The organism is Rhodococcus jostii NBRC 16295, assembly GCF_001894825.1.
In the GTDB taxonomy this organism is placed as follows: Bacteria; Actinomycetota; Actinomycetes; order Mycobacteriales; family Mycobacteriaceae; genus Rhodococcus_F; species Rhodococcus_F jostii.
The window spans coordinates 14188-31545 of sequence record NZ_BCWY01000046.1 but is presented as its reverse complement, the minus strand read 5'-3'; the positions used below and the strand labels follow the sequence as shown (position 1 = coordinate 31545).

Annotated in this window: 17 protein-coding genes; 14 read left to right on the top strand and 3 right to left on the bottom strand. The window is 68.8% G+C overall.

All coding sequences use genetic code 11. The annotated features are described in order from the left end of the window. Positions 1 to 31 precede the first annotated feature (31 nt). The 7 genes from cobO to RJ1_RS26425 are packed head-to-tail and all read left to right on the top strand — an operon-like array spanning position 32 to position 6465. Positions 32 to 646, top strand: coding sequence for a cob(I)yrinic acid a,c-diamide adenosyltransferase (gene cobO / locus RJ1_RS26455; protein WP_073365459.1), 615 nt, complete (start codon positions 32 to 34; stop codon positions 644 to 646). Next, complete coding sequence (locus RJ1_RS26450; RefSeq protein ID WP_073365457.1) at positions 640 to 2040, top strand: cobyrinic acid a,c-diamide synthase CobB; 1401 nt, start codon at positions 640 to 642, stop codon at positions 2038 to 2040. Before cobO ends, RJ1_RS26450 begins: the two co-directional genes overlap by 7 nt. After that, entirely contained in the window at positions 2033 to 2413 is a 381-nt protein-coding gene (locus RJ1_RS26445; protein WP_073365455.1) for a cobalamin biosynthesis protein, read from the top strand. The genes RJ1_RS26450 and RJ1_RS26445 overlap by 8 nt, the downstream gene beginning before the upstream one ends. A gap of 47 nt (positions 2414 to 2460) precedes the next feature. Next, positions 2461 to 3687, top strand: a complete 1227-nt coding sequence (cobA, locus tag RJ1_RS26440; RefSeq protein ID WP_073365453.1) for a uroporphyrinogen-III C-methyltransferase — start codon at positions 2461 to 2463, stop codon at positions 3685 to 3687. Between the two features lie 26 nt (positions 3688 to 3713). Then, the gene (locus tag RJ1_RS26435) at positions 3714 to 5210 is read left to right on the top strand and encodes an MFS transporter (protein ID WP_073365451.1); all 1497 of its coding nucleotides are present in this window, start codon (positions 3714 to 3716) and stop codon (positions 5208 to 5210) included. 55 nt (positions 5211 to 5265) lie between these two features. Next, positions 5266 to 5637: a glyoxalase superfamily protein gene (locus RJ1_RS26430; protein WP_073365449.1), complete on the top strand. Its 372-nt coding sequence runs from the start codon at positions 5266 to 5268 to the stop codon at positions 5635 to 5637. Between the two features lie 60 nt (positions 5638 to 5697). Continuing rightward, positions 5698 to 6465 (top strand): trypsin-like serine peptidase, encoded by a 768-nt coding sequence (locus RJ1_RS26425; RefSeq protein ID WP_073365447.1) that lies wholly within the window; start codon positions 5698 to 5700, stop codon positions 6463 to 6465. A gap of 11 nt (positions 6466 to 6476) precedes the next feature. Here the strand turns inward: RJ1_RS26425 and RJ1_RS26420 are convergent, their stop codons facing one another. Together RJ1_RS26420 and RJ1_RS26415 are read right to left on the bottom strand one after the other, a co-directional pair. Continuing rightward, entirely contained in the window at positions 6477 to 7151 is a 675-nt protein-coding gene (locus tag RJ1_RS26420; RefSeq protein WP_073365536.1) for a response regulator, read from the bottom strand. Between the two features lie 30 nt (positions 7152 to 7181). Further along, positions 7182 to 8798 (bottom strand): sensor histidine kinase, encoded by a 1617-nt coding sequence (locus tag RJ1_RS26415; RefSeq protein ID WP_073365445.1) that lies wholly within the window; start codon positions 8796 to 8798, stop codon positions 7182 to 7184. Positions 8799 to 8865: 67 nt separating this feature from the next. Between RJ1_RS26415 and RJ1_RS26410 the strand changes: the two genes are divergently transcribed. The 4 genes from RJ1_RS26410 to RJ1_RS26395 are packed head-to-tail and all read left to right on the top strand — an operon-like array spanning position 8866 to position 12335. Next, the gene (locus RJ1_RS26410) at positions 8866 to 9855 is read left to right on the top strand and encodes a Bug family tripartite tricarboxylate transporter substrate binding protein (RefSeq protein ID WP_073365535.1); all 990 of its coding nucleotides are present in this window, start codon (positions 8866 to 8868) and stop codon (positions 9853 to 9855) included. After that, entirely contained in the window at positions 9852 to 10391 is a 540-nt protein-coding gene (locus tag RJ1_RS26405; protein ID WP_073365443.1) for a tripartite tricarboxylate transporter TctB family protein, read from the top strand. Before RJ1_RS26410 ends, RJ1_RS26405 begins: the two co-directional genes overlap by 4 nt. Before the next feature lies 1 nt (position 10392). Continuing rightward, on the top strand, positions 10393 to 11952 hold the full coding sequence (locus RJ1_RS26400; protein WP_073365441.1) for a tripartite tricarboxylate transporter permease: 1560 nt from the start codon (positions 10393 to 10395) through the stop codon (positions 11950 to 11952). After that, positions 11949 to 12335, top strand: a complete 387-nt coding sequence (locus tag RJ1_RS26395; protein ID WP_073365439.1) for a universal stress protein — start codon at positions 11949 to 11951, stop codon at positions 12333 to 12335. Before RJ1_RS26400 ends, RJ1_RS26395 begins: the two co-directional genes overlap by 4 nt. Positions 12336 to 12389: 54 nt before the next feature. Here the strand turns inward: RJ1_RS26395 and yaaA are convergent, their stop codons facing one another. Further along, on the bottom strand, positions 12390 to 13133 hold the full coding sequence (gene yaaA, locus RJ1_RS26390; RefSeq protein ID WP_073365436.1) for a peroxide stress protein YaaA: 744 nt from the start codon (positions 13131 to 13133) through the stop codon (positions 12390 to 12392). Between the two features lie 56 nt (positions 13134 to 13189). Here yaaA and RJ1_RS26385 point away from each other — a divergent pair, with 56 nt between their 5' ends. The 3 genes from RJ1_RS26385 to RJ1_RS26375 all read left to right on the top strand — a co-directional run bounded on the left by RJ1_RS26385 (position 13190) and on the right by RJ1_RS26375 (position 17290). After that, positions 13190 to 14935 carry a proline--tRNA ligase gene (locus RJ1_RS26385; RefSeq protein ID WP_073365434.1) on the top strand — a complete coding sequence of 582 codons (1746 nt, stop codon included), beginning with the start codon at positions 13190 to 13192 and terminating at the stop codon, positions 14933 to 14935. A gap of 68 nt (positions 14936 to 15003) precedes the next feature. Continuing rightward, positions 15004 to 16734 carry an acyl-CoA dehydrogenase family protein gene (locus RJ1_RS26380; RefSeq protein WP_073365432.1) on the top strand — a complete coding sequence of 577 codons (1731 nt, stop codon included), beginning with the start codon at positions 15004 to 15006 and terminating at the stop codon, positions 16732 to 16734. 139 nt (positions 16735 to 16873) lie between these two features. Then, the gene (locus RJ1_RS26375; RefSeq protein ID WP_073365430.1) at positions 16874 to 17290 is read left to right on the top strand and encodes a hypothetical protein; all 417 of its coding nucleotides are present in this window, start codon (positions 16874 to 16876) and stop codon (positions 17288 to 17290) included. Positions 17291 to 17358: the final 68 nt, after the last annotated feature.

Genomic DNA, 17358 nt, shown 5'->3' with positions numbered 1-17358 from the left:
GGACACGAATTCGGTAGGAGAGAGACGAGACATGCCCAAGGGTGTTCCCGAGAACGTTCCCAACGACGGCCTCACCACACGACAGCGGCGCAACGCTCCCGTGCTCGCGGTCCACACCGGACCGGGCAAGGGGAAGTCGACCGCCGCGTTCGGCATGGCGCTGCGGGCCTGGAACCAGGGATTCGACGTCGGGGTGTTCCAGTTCGTCAAGAGCGCCAAGTGGAAGGTGGGGGAGGAAGCTGCCTTTCGCGCGCTCGGTCAGCTGCACGACGACACCGGAGTCGGCGGTGCGGTGCAGTGGCACAAGATGGGCGAGGGCTGGTCGTGGACGCGCAAGCACGGCAGCGAGGAAGACCACGCCGCCGCGGCCGCCGAGGGATGGCGCGAGATCGCGCGCCGGTTGGGCGCCGAGGAGCACCGGTTCTACGTGCTCGACGAATTCACCTACCCGCTGAAGTGGGGGTGGGTCGACGTCGACGAGGTGGTCGAGGTCCTGCAGAACCGGCCGGGCAACCAGCACGTGGTGATCACCGGGCGCGACGCCCCGCAGGCGCTGATCGACGCCGCCGATCTGGTGACGGAGATGACCAAGATCAAGCATCCGATGGACGCAGGCCGGAAGGGCCAGCGGGGCATCGAGTGGTGACGACGCTCCCCGCCGTGCCCGCGGTGGTGATCGCCGCCCCGGCATCGGGTAGCGGAAAGACCACCGTCGCAACCGGTGTGGTCGGAGCCCTGCGTGAGTCGGGCTGCGCGGTGGCACCGTTCAAGGTCGGACCCGACTACATCGACCCCGGGTATCACGGGCTCGCCGCGGGACGTCCGGGCCGAAACCTCGACCCGGTCATGGTGGGGGCCCGCCGGATCGCCCCGCTGTACCGGCACGGCAGTGCGGGCTGCGACGTTGCGGTGGTCGAGGGCGTGATGGGTCTGTTCGACGGCAAGATCGACGCCGCCTCGCACGAGCCTTCGGCGGAGGGGTCGACGGCGCAGGTGGCTGCACTCCTCGGCGCACCCGTCGTGCTCGTGGTCGATGCCCGCGGGCACAGTCAGAGCCTCGCCGCGGTCCTGCACGGCTTCTCGACGTACGACTCCGGGGTCCGCATCGGCGGGGTGATCCTCAACCGGGTGGGAAGCCCACGGCACGAGCAGGTGCTCCGGCAGGCGTGCGAGCGCGTCGGTCTACCCGTGCTCGGTGCCGTGCCGCGGATGGCGGAACTGGAGGTCCCGTCCCGCCACCTGGGGCTGATCCCGGCGGCCGAACACGGCGCCGACGCGGTGACCGCCGTCGACGCGATGACCCGGCTGGCCGCCCGCCACCTCGACCTGCCCGCCATCCGCGCGCTGGCCTCCTCGACCGTCGACGGCCCGGCGTGGGACCCGGCCGTCGAGGTCGGACCACCTCCGTCCGGTCCGCGCCCCACTGTCGCGATCGCCGGGGGCCGGGCGTTCACGTTCGGGTACGCCGAACACCGCGAACTCCTCGACGCCGCCGGTGCGCACGTGACCACGTTCGACCCCCTGCGCGACGCGTTGCCGTCCGGCACGAGCGGCGTGGTGCTGCCCGGTGGTTTCCCCGAGGAGCACGCCGTCGGCCTCGCGGAGAACTCCGCGCTCCTGACACAGATACGCGCACTCGCGACGGCGGGGGCGCCGATTCACGCCGAGTGCGCCGGGTTGCTCTATCTCGCGCGCAGCCTGGACGGTCACGCGATGGCCTCGGTGGTCGGAGTCGACGCGTCCTTCGGCTCACGACTCACGCTCGGGTACCGCGAGGCGGTGGCGGTGACGGACTCCACACTCTTCTCGGCGGGTGAGCGCGTGGTCGGCCACGAGTTCCACCGCACGTCGCTCGACACGGCCGAGGCGGTCGGCTTCGCTCCGGCCTGGGGCTGGCGGCCCTGGGACGGTGTCCCCGCCCGCGAGGGGTTCGTCCGCGGCGGCGTGCACGCCTCGTACCTGCACACGCACCCCGCGGGTCACCCGGAGGCGATCGCACGGTTCGTGGCCGCGGCCCGCGCCTTCTCCGCGCATGGTTGACGTCTGCGTCGGCGTCGGGTTCCGCGCGGCAGCACGCAGCGAGGACATTCTCGCCGCTGTCCGGCAGTTGCTGGTGTCCGCGACCCTGGACGCGGTGACGACGCTGCACTGCCTGAACACCCTCGACCGGAAGGCGGGGGAACCGGCCCTCCTGGACGCCGCGTCGGAGTTGGGCGTCCCCGTCCACGGATTCGCCGCCGGGGAACTCGCCGCCGTCGACGTGGCGAACCCGTCGGAGCGGGTGCGCTCGGCGACCGGATCGCCGAGCGTCGCGGAAGCGGCGGCGGTGCTCGGCGCGGGCGGCGGGCCCCTGATCCTGACCAAGTGGTCCGCGAATGGCGTCGTCGTCGCGGCAGCCCGTAAAGTTTCGTAGGTTCGAGACGAGACCTGCACGAATTTCTGGAGAAACGGGGAGAGCGCGTGACTGCTGCCACCGGAGACGAGACCAACTACCTGGTCGGACTCAACCTGGCCGATCGTCGTGTGGTCGTGGTCGGTGGCGGAACGGTAGCGCAGCGCAGGCTCGGTCTCCTCATCGCGTCGGGTGCGCGGGTGCACCTGATCAGCCGGGCGGTCACGCCGGCGGTCGAGGGGATGGCCACGGCCGGACAGATCACAGTGGAACTTCGCGAGTACCGGGACGGCGACCTCGCGGACGCCTGGTACGCCATCGCGTGCACCGACGAGCCGGACACCAACGCGGCGATCGTCGCCGAGGCCGAGCGGAACCGAGTCTTCTGCGTCCGCGCCGACAATGCCCGCTACGGCACTGCCGTCACACCCGCGAGCGCGAGCTACGACGGCATGAGCATCGGCGTGCTGGCGGGCGGCGACCACCGGCGATCCGCCGCTGTGCGCACCGCCCTGGTGGAGGGCCTGCAATCGGGTGCGATCGCGGACACCGCCGAGTCCCCGGCGGCCGGTGTCGCACTGGTCGGCGGCGGCCCCGGCGATCCCGACCTCATCACCGTGCGCGGCCGTCGACTGCTCGCCCGGGCCGATGTCGTGGTGGCCGACCGCCTCGCCCCACCGGAGTTGCTCGCCGAACTGGGCTCGGACGTCGAGGTGATCGACGCGGCCAAGATCCCGTACGGCCGCGCGATGGCGCAGGAGGCGATCAACGCCGCCCTCATCGACGGCGCGAAGGCCGGGAAGTTCGTGGTGCGGCTCAAGGGCGGCGACCCGTACGTGTTCGGTCGTGGCTACGAGGAACTCGAGGCGTGCACTGCGGCAGGTGTGCCCGTCACCGTCGTGCCCGGGATCACCAGCGCCATCTCGGTGCCGTCGGCCGCCGGCATCCCGGTCACCCACCGCGGCGTCACCCACGAGTTCGTCGTCGTCAGCGGGCACGTCGCGCCCGACCACCCGGATTCCCTCGTCGACTGGGCCGCGCTGGCCCGGTTGAAGGGCACGATCGTGTTGCTGATGGCCGTCGAACGCATCGAGGCATTCGCGACCGTTCTGATGCAGGGTGGCCGTCCCGTGGACACACCGGTCACCGTCATCCAGGAGGGGACGCTGCGGACGCAGCGCACCCTGCGCGCCGATCTGCAGTCCGTCGCCGCCCGGGTGAAGGAAGAGCAGATCCGTCCGCCCGCCATCGTGGTCATCGGGCCGGTGGCCGGGTTTTCTGTGGACGCTGGGTAACGTGAACGATCGTGTCTGATTCCGGAATGCCCGAAACCACCTCAGCGTCGAAGAAGTCTGCGGTGATTCCGACTCCCGCCACCCGTGTGATGGGCCTGGCGATCATCGTGCTGAGCGGGCTGCAGATGATGGTGGTTCTCGACGGCACCGTCGCCAACCTCGCGCTCGCACCGCTGCAGGCCGACCTCGGTCTCAGCGACAGCGGCCGCAACTGGGTGCTCACGTCGTACGCGCTGGCGTTCGGTGGCCTCATGCTCCTCGGCGGCCGGCTCGGTGACGCGTTCGGCCGGAAGAAGATGTTCGTCGGCGGTGTCGCCCTGTTCACCGTCGCGTCGCTGCTGTGTGGTCTCGCGGTGGGGGAGTTCATGCTGATCGCCGCGCGGTTCCTGCAGGGAGTCGGCGCGGCGGTGGCATCACCGACGGCGCTGGCGCTCGTCGCGACCACGTTCGCGGCCGGCCCTGCGCGCAACCAGGCCATCGCCATCTTCGCTGCCATGACGGGCATCGGGTCGATCGCAGGCCTCATCATCGGCGGCGCGCTCACCGAGGTGTCGTGGCGACTGATCTTCCTGATCAACGTGCCCATCGGTGTCGTCATCGTGGGGTGCGCGTTCGTGGCGTTGAAGGAGACGGCGGGCGAGCGCCTGGCCCTCGACGTTCCGGGCGCGGTCCTCGCGACGGTCGCGGCGACCGGGGTGGTCTTCGCGCTCACCGAAGGTCCGGAACTCGGCTGGGACAGTCCGTACGTGATCGGTGCGCTCGTCGCCGGCCTGGTGCTGTTCTGCGCGTTCCTGTACGTCGAACGCACCGCGGACAACCCGCTGCTGCCGTTCTCCCTGTTCACCGACAAGAACCGGGTGGCCACCCTCGTCGCGATCTTCTTCGCCGGTGCGGTCATGTTCACGGTCGCCGCGTTCGTGGCGTTGTTCGTCCAGGACATCCTCGGCTACAGCCCCCTCGAGGCCGGCCTCGCGTTCATCCCGTTCGCGTTCGGTCTCGGCAGTGCGGCGGCCGTGGCGTCCAAGCTCGCCGTGCGGATCCAGCCCCGGTGGCTCGTGGTCGCCGGCGCCGCCATCATGGTGGTCGGGCTGCTGTACGGCTCCACTCTCGACAGTTCCGCTACCTACCTCGGCAACCTGTTCGTGCCGGTCATCGGCATCGGATTCGGTGTCGGACTCGCCGTCGTCCCGCTCCCGCTGTGTGCCATCGCCGGTGTGTCGGAGACGGAGATCGGACCGCTCGCCGCCATCGCCCAGGTGGCGCAGACTCTCGGCGGGCCCCTCGCCCTCGCGGTCATCGGGGCGATGGCCACCTCGCGCACGCTGTCGCTCGGCGGCGTCTCCGGGAAGGTCGCCGACATGAATCCGGCGCAACTCGAGGCACTGGGCAACGGGTACACCTTCGCCCTCGTCGGCAGCGCCGGCTGCGCCCTCATCGCCGGGCTGGCCGCCCTGTTCATCCGCTTCACACCGCAACAGGTGGCCCAGGCGCAGGCCGCGGAGAAGGCTGCGCAGCAGGGGTGAGTGCGGTCGGGCCGGTTTCGGCCCCGTAGTCGGAGGCCGTCGATAGCATCCGGTCATGGACTACAAAATCGAGCTGATCATCCTGCCGGTGTCGGACGTGGACCGGGCCAAGGCGTTCTACGCAGACCAGGTCGGCTTCGTCGTCGACCACGACCACCGGGTGAACGAGAACGTGCGGTTCGTCCAGCTCACCCCAACCGGCTCGGCCTGCTCGATCGCCGTCGGCGAGGGCCTGGTCGACACCCCGCCCGGCTCGGTGCACGGGTTGCAGATCGTCGTCGCCGACGCCGACGCCGCCCACGCCGAGTTGTCCGCCCGCGGCGTTCCGGTCAGCGAGGTGAAGGATCTGGCGTGGGGGCGTTTCGTGTATTTCGCCGATCCCGACGGAAACGAGTGGGCGCTGCAGCAGCTTCCGCAACGCGGCTGACCCGGCGGCGCGTCCCGAATTCGGCCCGCCCGGTCACACGGAGCGGAGCATGATGGTCCTGTGGCCACGCCCTCCCGCACGAATGTCGCCGGGGCAGCCGCGGTGGGGTTGCTTCTGGTTGTCTGTGTGGCCGGGGGACCGGCTGCCGCCGCGCCTGTGTCCGCCGCACACGACCCTCGCGTCGGTCCGCTGTTTCTGGCCGGCACACCGATCCACGTCTGCACCGGATCGGTTCTGGACAGTGCGGACGGCGACCTCGTGCTCACCGCCGCACACTGCATCGCGGGGTCCGGGGGTGCGCTGTCGTTCGCGCCCGGCTACGACCGCGGCGTGTCGCCGTTCGGACTGTGGACCGTGTCCCAGATCTACGTCGACCCGGAGTGGCTGGAGTCGCAGGACCCGCAGCACGACTACGCCGTCCTGCGGGTGGCCCCGGCCGGGGTCACCCTGCCGACATCCGTCGAATCGGCCGTCGGCGGGGGATTCGAGTTGGCCACCACCCCGGCGACCGCGAGCACCGTGACGGTGACCGGCTATCCGACGCTCGGCGACGGTCCGGTGTCCTGCACCGCCCCCACCACATCGACGGACAGCTATCCCACGGTGGTCTGCGACGGTCTCGGCGAGGGAACGAGCGGTGGCCCGTGGGTGATGGGCTCGAGGGTCGTCGCCCTCGTCGGTGGCCTCGACCACGGGGGGTGCACCGATTCGGTGTCCTTTTCGCCGATGTTCGGTCCGGGAGCGCTCGCACTGCTCGACCGCGCGGAGAGCCGCGGCGCAGGCGATTCGACACCGTTCGCCCTCACCGGTGCCTGCACCCGATCCTGAAACGGAGCGTGTCAGCGTGGGACGGGTCGATACCGGCGCACGGGCCGGCCGGCGCCCCCGTATTCGAGCCGGACCTCCAGCAGTCCCTCGGACAGGTAGTGCTCGAGATACCGGCGCACACTGACCCGGGACAGTCCGGCGAGCTCGGCGCATTCGGTCGACGACAGTTCGCCTTTCGACCGCAGGATGTCGAGCACCAGGCGTCCGGTTTCGGCGCTGAGTCCCTTCGGGAGCCTGCTCGGTTCCGGGGTCTTGCTCTTGCCCCCGAACAGGGAGTCGATCAGGGATTGGTCTGCACCGGACTGCGATTCGAGTGCGCGGGCGCGGCGTCGGAAGTTCTCGAGTTTCTCCTGCAGCTGCGTGTAGTCGAACGGTTTGACCAGATAGTCGGAGGCGCCGCCGTGCAGTGCCCGGCTGACGGTGTCGATCTCCCGGGCGGCGGTGATCATGATGACGCCGACGGCGTTGCCCTCGGCGCGCAGTCGCTGCAGGACGTCCAACCCGGACATGTCCGGCAGGTAGACGTCGAGAAGCACGAGGTCGGGGTTGCCGGTGCGCACCGATTCGAGGGCCTCGGCGGCGGTACGTGCCACGCCGACGGTGGTGAACCCCGGTGTCTTGTCGACGAATCGGCGGTGGATTTCCGCGACCATGAAGTCGTCGTCGACGACCAGGACCTCATACATCGCCACGCCGTCCCGTCATGATCGGAGAGTCTAACTACGCGGAACGTGGACGGTGAACAAGGCACCGCCGGTGCCGGGCGCGTCGGAGACGGCCGCGGACCCACCGTGCTGGGAGCTGACGAGCCGGACCAGGGCGAGCCCGATTCCGCGGCCGCCCGGCGTGCCCGGCTTCGAGGTGACGCCTCGCGAGAAGATCTCCTCCCGCATCGTCTCGGGAACCCCGGGCCCGGAGTCGGCGACCTCGATGAGGATGCCGTCGTCGTCGGTGATCCGGATCGAGATCCGGGCGTCCTGCCCGCCTTCCGACACGTCGACGGCGTTGTCGATGAGATTGCCGACGACGGTGATGACGTCGGTGGCGAGCTCGGGGTCGAGGGCGTGCAGGTGCGAGTCGGGTTCCAGCATCAGCGACACCCCGGTCTCGGCGGCCAGCGACGTCTTCGCGATCAGTAGCGCTGCAACGGCGGGGTCCGAGATGCGTTGCGTCACAGCGTCACTGATCTCGGCGCGGCGGCGGGTGAGGGTGCCGACGAACTCGGTGACCGCGTCGTAGTCGCCGAGCTGGGTCAGGCCGGAGATGGTGTGCAGCTGGTTCGCGAACTCGTGCGTCTGCGCCCGCAGGGTGTCGGTGACGCTCTTGTGCGAGGAGAGCTGGCTCTGCATCGACGCCAGTTCGGTGCTGTCGCGCATCGTGGTGACGGTGCCGATCTTGTGGCCCTGGCTGGTGGCGGCGCGCCGGCTCAGCGCGAGCATGCGGGACGACGTCGACAACACCACGTCGCGGCCGTCCTCCCCGTTGAGGAGGTATTGCCGGACGGCGGGGTCGAGCGCGACGTCGTCGACATGTCTGCCGACGGCGTCGCCGGTGAGGTCGAGGAGTTCCTGGGCACTGTCGTTGAGGACGGTGATCACGCCGTCGGTGTTCACCGCGACCACCCCCTCGCGGATGCTGTGCAACAGGGCCTCGCGATGGTCGGCGAGGCTTGCGATCTCGGCGATTTCGAGTCCGCGGGTGTGGGTCTTGATCCGGCGGGACAGCAGCCACGAGCCGAGAAGCCCCAGACCGGCGCCGATTCCCAGGTACAGCAGCAGGCGAGCCCCGGCGCTGCTGAGCAGGTCCCACACGGACGGGTAGTCGTCGCTGACGGTGACGACAGCGAGCACGTCGCCGGTGGCGGACAGGATCGGGACGTGTCCGACGATGGCGCGGCGCCCGTCGACGTCCACGTCGCCCGACCAGGCGCGTCCGGTCATCACATCGCTGGCGCCGAGTTCCGCGGGTGCCCCGAGCCGGGTCGGATCGGACGACACGGACACGGTCCCGTTCGGCGCGACGATCTCGGCGAGCGTGGCGCCCGACAGGTTGACGGCGCGGTCGACCTCGGGTGCGAGCACCCGCTCGACCGAGCGGTCTGACAGCTGGTCGCGCACGACCGGCGTCGAGGCCACGTTCTCGGCCACCGCGATCATGCGTTGTCCCTGGAGGTCGCGGAACTCCACGGTCGACTGGTGGACGGACACCGCGGCGACGGCGAGCAGCACCACGCCGACGACGACGAGCTGAAGGAGCAGAACCTGGCCCGCGAGGCTACGTACGCGGGGGTGACGTGGTGACCACAATGAACTTAAGTTCCGTTTCGTTCGCATAGGTGACGTGCATCACCAATCGGGTCCAGTATTGCCGAAGATCACATTCATGGCGAAATGGGGAACGATGTCGAGAACAGGTAGCGGGAGCAGCGTACGCGCGCTGCTCCTGCTCGCGCTCGTAGGCCTCCTCGTGGCCGGCTGCGGCGTCACCCGCGGCGAGGACGAGGGCCTGCACAGGGTGCGGATGATGGTTCCGAACAGTCCGGGAGGCGGCTACGACCTCACGGCGCGGACCGCGGTGAAGATCATGGAAGACGAGGGCATCACCGGCCGCGTCGAAGTCTTCAACGTCATCGGCGCAGGTGGAACGGTCGCGATGGCCAGGCTGATGAACGAGGCCGGCAACGACGACCTCATGATGATGATGGGCCTGGGCGTCGTCGGCGCCGGCTACACCAACGGCTCCACCGCGCGGGTGTCCGACGCCACCGCCCTGGCGAAGGTGGTCGAGGAGCAGGAGGGCATCCTCGTGCCCGCGGATTCACCGTTCCGGACCGTCGACGACTTCGTCGCCGCGTGGCGCGCCGACCCGGCGTCGATCACCATCGGCGGCGGTTCGTCGCCCGGCGGACCGGATCACCTGTTCCCGATGGAGACGGCGCGCGCGGTGGGAGTGGACCCGAACGCGGTGAACTACGTGTCCTACGACGGCGGCGGCGACCTGCTGACCGCCCTTCTCGGCCAGAAGATCACCGCGGGCACGTCGGGACTCGGCGAGTACGTCGACCAGATCGAGGCCGGTCAGGTCCGGGTGCTCGCCGTGTCGGGGAACGAGCGGGTCGAGGGCATCGATGCGCCGACCCTCACCGAGGCGGGCGTGGACCTCACGTTCACCAACTGGCGGGGTGTGCTCGCCCCGCCCGGACTGTCGGACGGCGCCAAGGCCGACATGGTCGAGGCGCTCGAAAAGTTGCACGACACACCGGAATGGAAGGAGGCCCTGGTGAAGAACGGCTGGAGTGACGCCTTCACGACGGGACCGGAGTTCGAGCAGTTCCTCCGGGACCAGGACGAGCGGGTCTCGTCCACCCTGGCCGAATTGGGGCTGACATGACCGCGCCCGCAGAACCGTCCGCCGCCGCGGCGGACACGGCTCCGGCCCCGAAGCGGCGGGACCTTGCGCAGTTCGTCGTCTGCGCGGTGATGGTCGTGATCGGGGTGTTCCTCATCGTCGACGCGCTGTCGCTCAGCGACGGCTTCGCGAAGGTCGACCCGGTGGGTCCGCGACTGTTCCCGCTCGTCATCGGTGGGGGACTGCTGCTCTTCGCCGTAGTGCTCGCCGTCGCGATCATGAGGGGCTCTACCGGGGAAGCCGACAGCGGCGAAGACGTCGATCCGGAGTCCCCGGGTGACTGGAAGACGGTGGGCCTGCTCGTCGGGTTGTTCGTCGTGACCATCGCGCTCGTCGACTTCCTCGGCTGGGCGATCATCGGCACCATCTTGTTCGCCGGGGCCGCAACCATTCTGGGAAGCCGCCACTGGGTGCGGAACATCGCCATCGGGGCCGTGCTCGGATTCGGCAGCTTCTACGCGTTCTACGTCGGGCTCGGAATACCGCTGCCCGCAGGCATTCTGGACGGAATTCTCTGACATGGACAATCTGAACTGGCTGCTGCAGGGGTTCGAGCAGGCGGCCACCCCCATGAACCTGCTCTACGCGTGCATCGGCGTCCTGCTCGGCACGGCGGTCGGTGTGCTCCCCGGCATCGGCCCGGCCATGACCGTGGCCCTCCTGCTTCCCGTCACCTACAACGTCAGTCCGAGCGCCGCGTTCATCATGTTCGCCGGGATCTACTACGGCGGCATGTACGGCGGGTCGACGACCTCGATCCTGTTGAACACCCCGGGAGAGTCGTCCTCGGTGATCACGGCGATCGAGGGCAACAAGATGGCCAAAGCCGGCAGGGCCGCGCAGGCCCTGGCGACCGCGGCGATCGGGTCGTTCGTCGCCGGATCGATCGGCACGATGCTCCTGGTGCTGTTCGCGCCGATGGTGTCGAGTTTCGCGGTCACCCTCGGAGCCCCGTCCTACCTCGCGATCATGCTGCTCGCCCTCGTCGCCGTCACCGCGGTCCTGGGAAGCTCGAAACTCCGCGGATGCATCTCCCTGCTGCTCGGCCTCGCGATCGGCCTGGTCGGCATCGACTTCCTCACCGGCCAGCCGCGGGCCACGTTCGGTATCCCGCAGCTGTCCGACGGGATCGACATCGTCGTCGTCGCGGTCGCCGTGTTCGCACTCGGTGAGGCCCTCTGGGTAGCCGCTCACCTGCGCCGCAAGCCGGCCGAGGTCATTCCCGTCGGCAGGCCGTGGATGGGCAAGAGCGACTGGAAGCGTTCGTGGAAGCCGTGGTTGCGGGGCACCGCCTACGGATTCCCGTTCGGCGCACTTCCCGCCGGCGGCGCCGAACTGCCCACGTTCCTCTCCTACATCACCGAGAAGAAGCTGTCGAAGCACAAGGACGAGTTCGGCAAGGGCGCGATCGAAGGCGTCGCCGGGCCCGAGGCCGCCAACAATGCCTCGGCGGCAGGCACACTCGTGCCGATGCTGTCGCTCGGCCTCCCGACCAACGCCACGGCCGCGGTCATGCTGACAGCCTTCGTGTCATACGGAATCCAGCCGGGCCCGACACTGTTCGAGAAGGAACCGCTGCTGATCTGGACGCTGATCGCGAGCCTGTTCATCGGCAACTTCCTGCTCCTGGTGCTCAACCTTCCGCTCGCACCGCTGTGGGCGAAGCTGCTCCGCACACCGCGCCCGTACCTCTACGCGGGCATCCTGTTCTTCGCCGCGCTGGGCGCGTTCGCCGTCAACCTGCAGTGGCTCGACCTCGCACTGCTGCTGACGTTCGGGCTGATGGGTCTGATGATGCGGAGGTTCGGACTGCCGGTGCTGCCGTTGATCATCGGCGTCATCCTCGGGCCGCGCATCGAACGGCAGCTGCGCCAGAGCCTGCAGCTCGGCGGCGGCGACTGGGGCAGCCTGTTCACCGAGCCCGTCGCGATCATCGTCTACATCGTCATCGCAGTGCTCCTCATCGCACCCCTCGTCGCCAAGGTCGTCCGCGCGCACTACCCCGTCGCGGCGCCCGACTTCCCCGACGGACCGGCCGGCGGCGACTCCACCGACACCAGAGAGAAGGCACACGCATGATCGTCGTCGGATACACCCCCGACCAGTTCGGAGGGGCGGCCCTCGAACACGGCGTCGCGGAGGCACAGCTGCGCGGCACCTCGCTGCTCGTGATCAACACGTCGAAGGGCGACTCCCTCGCCGACCAGTCGTTCGCCGACAACGCGCACCTGCAGGAACTCGAAGGCAAGCTGTCTGCAAGCGGCCTCGAGCACGAGGTCCGGCAGATCGTGGGCGACGAGACCGTCGATGTGATCCTCGAGGCGATGACGGCGCCGAACGCCGAGCTGCTCGTCATCGGCATCCGCGACCGCACCCCCGTCGGCAAGCTGCTGATGGGCAGCACCGCCCAGCGACTGCTGCTGTCGTGCCGCAAACCGGTCCTGGCCGTCAAGCCTGAGTAAAGCTCCTGTGAGTACTTATCAACCGCCCGCGGTTGATAAGTACTCACAGGGGGGTCAGTCGGTGAGGATGATCAGCTCGCGGTCCGACGCCACCTCGACCCGCAGGCCGGCCTTCGACGCCACCCGCGCCACACCCCGGACATCCTGCGGTTCGGCGCGCGAGAGGGTGAGCGCGCGGGCCAGCAGACCCTTGTGATGCTTGTTGAAGTGACTGACGACGGTCCGGGTGCCGTCCGGCTTCTCGGTGAGCACGGTGGCGATCACGGCCTCGGGGATCGGTCCGAGTTGCTGGTACGTCCCCGACCGCAGGTCGACGACGAGTCCGTCCGCTTCCGCGGTGATCGCCCGGCTCAGTTCCGGCTTCCACAACGCCCGGAGCGTGCCCAGGGCGGGAAGCTTCGACCCGCCCGACAGCCGGTAGGCGGGGATCAGATCGCCTGCGCGCACCGCGCCGAACAGTGCGGATCCCATCGCCAGTCGCGACAGCGCCTTGGACTTCTGTGCCTTGGTGAACGACTTCGCGTCGAGCGCGTCGAACAGCACACCGGTGTAGCGCTCGAGCGCGGGGCGGGTGGGGGAGACCCACAGCTTGGCGTTCCGCTCGATCTCGTCGGCCTGCGTGGGGCCGAGGCCGAGCGCGACCTGCGACGCCTCCAGATCCGCCGCCAGCGCGACCAACGCCTGGACCAGCACTTCGCGGGTTTCGGTGAGCTGTGGCATCGACAGCTCGGCCAGGTCGAGGGGCGCGTCGGCGCCGCCGTCGGACTTGGTTTCGGAGGGGGGAAGTAGCACCAGCACGCAGGAAACCCTACCGACGCGCTCGGCTCGGTCCCAGCCGACTATTCTGGTATCCCGTGATTACCCGCCTGTCCCACCTGTTCCTCCGCACTCTGCGCGACGACCCCGCCGACGCCGAGGTCCCCAGCCACAAGCTGCTGGTCCGCGCCGGTTACGTGCGTCGCATCGCGCCCGGCGTCTACTCGTGGCTGCCGTTGGGTCTGCGCGTGCTGCGCGAGGTCGAGCGGGTGGTGCGGGAAGAGATGAACGGGATCGGTGCGCAGGAGATCTCCCTGCCCGCGCTGCTCCCGCGGGAACCGTACGAGGCCTCCAACCGGTGGACCGAATACGGCGACGGACTGTTCCGCCTCAAGGACCGCAAGGGTGGCGACTACCTGCTCGGCCCCACCCACGAGGAACTGTTCGCGCTCACCGTCAAGGGCGAGTACAACTCGTACAAGGATTTCCCGGTCACCCTGTACCAGGTGCAGACCAAGTACCGCGACGAGGAGCGCCCGCGGGCCGGCATTCTGCGCGGCCGCGAGTTCGTCATGAAGGATTCGTACTCCTTCGACCTCACCGACGAGGGGCTCACCGAGTCGTACCAGGCGCACCGCGACGCCTACGAGAGGATCTTCGCCCGGCTCGGCGTCAAGTACGTGATCGTGTCGGCGACGTCCGGTGCGATGGGCGGCAGTGCCTCGGAGGAGTTCCTCGCGGAGAGCGAGATCGGTGAGGACACCTACGTCCGCTGCCTGGAGTCGGGTTACGCCGCCAACGTCGAGGCCGTGAAGACCCTGGCTCCCGAGCCCGTGCCGTTCGACGGACTGCCCGCCGCGAAGGTGTACGACACCCCGGAAACCCCCACGATCGCGACGCTCGTCGACTGGGCCAACGGCGCCGACCTGGGCAGGACCGTCACCGCCGCGGACACGCTGAAGAACATCCTCGTCAAGACGCGGCAGCCCGGTGGCAAGTGGGAACTGCTCGGCATCGGCGTTCCCGGCGACCGCGAGGTGGACGACAAGCGGCTCGGCGCCTCCCTCGAGCCCGCGGAGTTCGAACTGCTCACCGAGGCCGACTTCGCGGCCAATCCCTTCCTGACCAAGGGATATATCGGACCGAAGGCGCTGCAAGCCAACGGAGTTCGCTACCTCGTCGACCCCCGAATCGTGGACGGCACCAGCTGGATCACCGGAGCCGACGAGAAGGGCAAGCACGTGGTCGGGCTCGTGGCGGGCCGCGACTTCACCCCGGACGGCACCATCGAGGCTGCCGAGGTCCGCGGCGGCGACCCGTCGCCCGACGGAGCCGGTGCGCTCGTCGCGGCACGCGGCATCGAGATCGGGCACGTCTTCCAGCTCGGCCGCAAGTACACCGACGTGTTCTCCGTGGACGTGCTCGGCGAGAACGGCAAGCCCGTCCGCCCGACCATGGGTTCCTACGGTGTCGGTGTCTCGCGCCTCGTCGCCGTGATCGCGGAACAGCACCACGACGACAAGGGCCTCCGCTGGCCGGCCGAGGTGTCTCCGGCGGATGTGCACGTGGTGATCGCCAACAAGGACGACACCGCCCGTGCGGGCGCCGAGGGGCTCGCCGCCGAACTCGACAAGGCCGGTCTCGAGGTGATCCTCGACGATCGCAAGGCGTCGCCGGGCGTGAAGTTCAAGGACTCCGAACTGCTCGGTGTCCCGCTGGTCGTGGTCGTGGGCCGCGGCTGGGGCGAGGGCAAGGTGGAGGTCCGCGACCGCTTCACCGGCGAGAGCCGTGAGGTGGCCGCCGAGTCCGCGCTGACCGAGATCGTGAAGACCGTCAGGGGCTGATCAAACCGCCCCATACCTTTCGTCCGGACTGTTAGCTTGGCCTGACACGTCCGGACGAAAGGCCTGTTGTGACGAACTCCCTGCTGTTCGATCCGACCTCCTACGATCCCGAACATTTCGATCCGGAGACGCGCAGACTGCTGCGGGCGCTGATCGAATGGTTCGAGGCGCGGGGCAAGAAGCGGCTGCTCGCGGACGATCTCGAGGCCGTCTGGCCCGACGACTTCCTCGAGTTCGTGAAACGGGAGAAGCTGTTCGCCACGTTCCTCACCCCCGCCGAGCTGTCGGGCGGCGATCCGGACAAGCGCTGGGACGCCGCACGCAACGCCGCCCTCAGCGAGATCTTCGGGTTCTACGGTCTGGCGTACTGGTACGCGTGGCAGGTCACCATCCTCGGTCTCGGTCCGATCTGGATGAGCGAGAACCGCGCCGCGAAGGAACGCGCCGCGAAACTCCTCGACGACGGCGGGGTGCTGGCGTTCGGTCTGTCGGAGAAGGAACACGGCGCGGACGTCTACTCGACGGACATGCTGCTCACACCGGCCGGGAACGACCCGGATCTCGCGTTCACCGCGACCGGCGACAAGTACTACATCGGCAACGGTAACGTCGCGGGCATGGTGTCGGTGTTCGGCCGCCGCACCGATGTAGAGGGCAGCGACGGGTACGTCTTCTTCGTCGCGGACAGTCGCCACCCGGCGTACCACCTGCAGGGCAATGTGGTGCACGGCCAGATGTACGTCAGCACGTTCCGGCTCGAGGACTACCCGGTGCGGGACGAGGACATCCTCCACACCGGGGTCGCGGCGTTCGAGGCGGCGCTGAACACGGTCAACGTCGGCAAGTTCAACCTGTGCACCGGCTCCATCGGCATCTCCGAGCACGCCTTCTACGAGGCGATCACGCACGCGCACAACAGGATTCTGTACGGCAACCCCGTCACCGATTTCGCGCACGTGCGCGGAAACTTCGTCGATGCCTACAGTCGGCTGATCGCGATGAAGCTGTTCAGCGCCCGCTCGGTCGACTACTTCCGCAGCGCGAGTCTCGACGACCGCCGGTACCTGTTGTTCAACCCGATGACGAAGGCGAAGGTCACCTCCGAAGGGGAGAAGGTGATTGCGCTCCTGCACGACGTGATCGCGGCGAAGGGGTACGAGAAGAACACCTACTTCCGGGAAGCCGCCCAGCTGATCGGCACCCTGCCGAAGCTCGAGGGCACGGTGCACGTCAACGTCGGCCTCATCCTGAAATTCATGCCGAACTACCTGCTCGATCCCGTGGAGTACCCGGAGATCGGCACCCGGCTCGACGCCGCCGACGACGCCTTCTTCTGGGCCCAGGGTCCGACCCGTGGTGCGGGCAAGATCCGGTTCCACGACTGGACGACGGCGTACGAGGCGCATTCCGACATCCCCAACGTCGCCCGGTTCCACGAGCAGGCGACCGCGCTGAGAGAACTGCTCACCACGGCCCCGCCCGACGCGGACCAGCAGAAAGACCTCGATTTCCTGCTCGACCTCGGGCACCTCTTCTCGCTCGTGGTCTACGGGCACCTGATCCTCGAGCAGGCCGATATCGCCGGTCTCGACCGCGACCTCCTCGACCAGATCTTCGACTTCCAGATCCGCGACTTCTCCGGCTATGCCGTTGCGCTGCAAGGCAAATCGTCGTCCACCGAGGCGCAGCAGAAGTGGGCGCTCGGGGCGATTCGCCGACCGGTCGTGGACGCCGCGCGATTCTCCCGGGTGTGGGCGCAGGCGGAAAACTACGACGGGGCATACGAAATGCGACCGTAGAGAGGGCTCGACAGGGGTGGGCGGGGGTCATCCCTCGGGGTGCCGGTTGCTCCCCCTGGGGTACCTGTTTCGGTGGGTGAATACACCGCATTCTTATGTGGCAAGCAAAACCCCCACCCACACAGGGAGATTCACACACATGGCACACACCCTCAAGCGCACTCTTTCCGCTCTCGCCATCGCGGGCTTCGCCCTCACGGCCGGAGCGGGAATCGCCTCCGCTGATCCGGCTCCCGGTGGAGCCGGCGGTGCCGGAGGCTCGGGTACCTCGCAGGGCGGCGCCGGCGGCGCAGGAGGCAGCGCCAATGGCGGATCCGCAGATGGCAACGTCGACAACTCCGGCGGCGTCATCATCGGTGGCGCGGCAGTCGGAGACGGTGCCACGGTGAACACGAACGTGGGCAACGGCGGCAACGCCAACGGTGGCAGCGCCAACGGCGGTGCCGGTGGCAGCGCGGGTCCTGCCACCGGTGGTGCGGGTGGCGGCGGCGGGGCAGGTGGAGAAACGACCACCACGGACAACACGCAGAACTGCGGGTTCATCATCTGCTGGTGACCGGGTCGCGATGACGCGATCTTCCTGAACAGTCCGAGGGGCCGTCACCCGAAGGTGCCGGCCCCTCG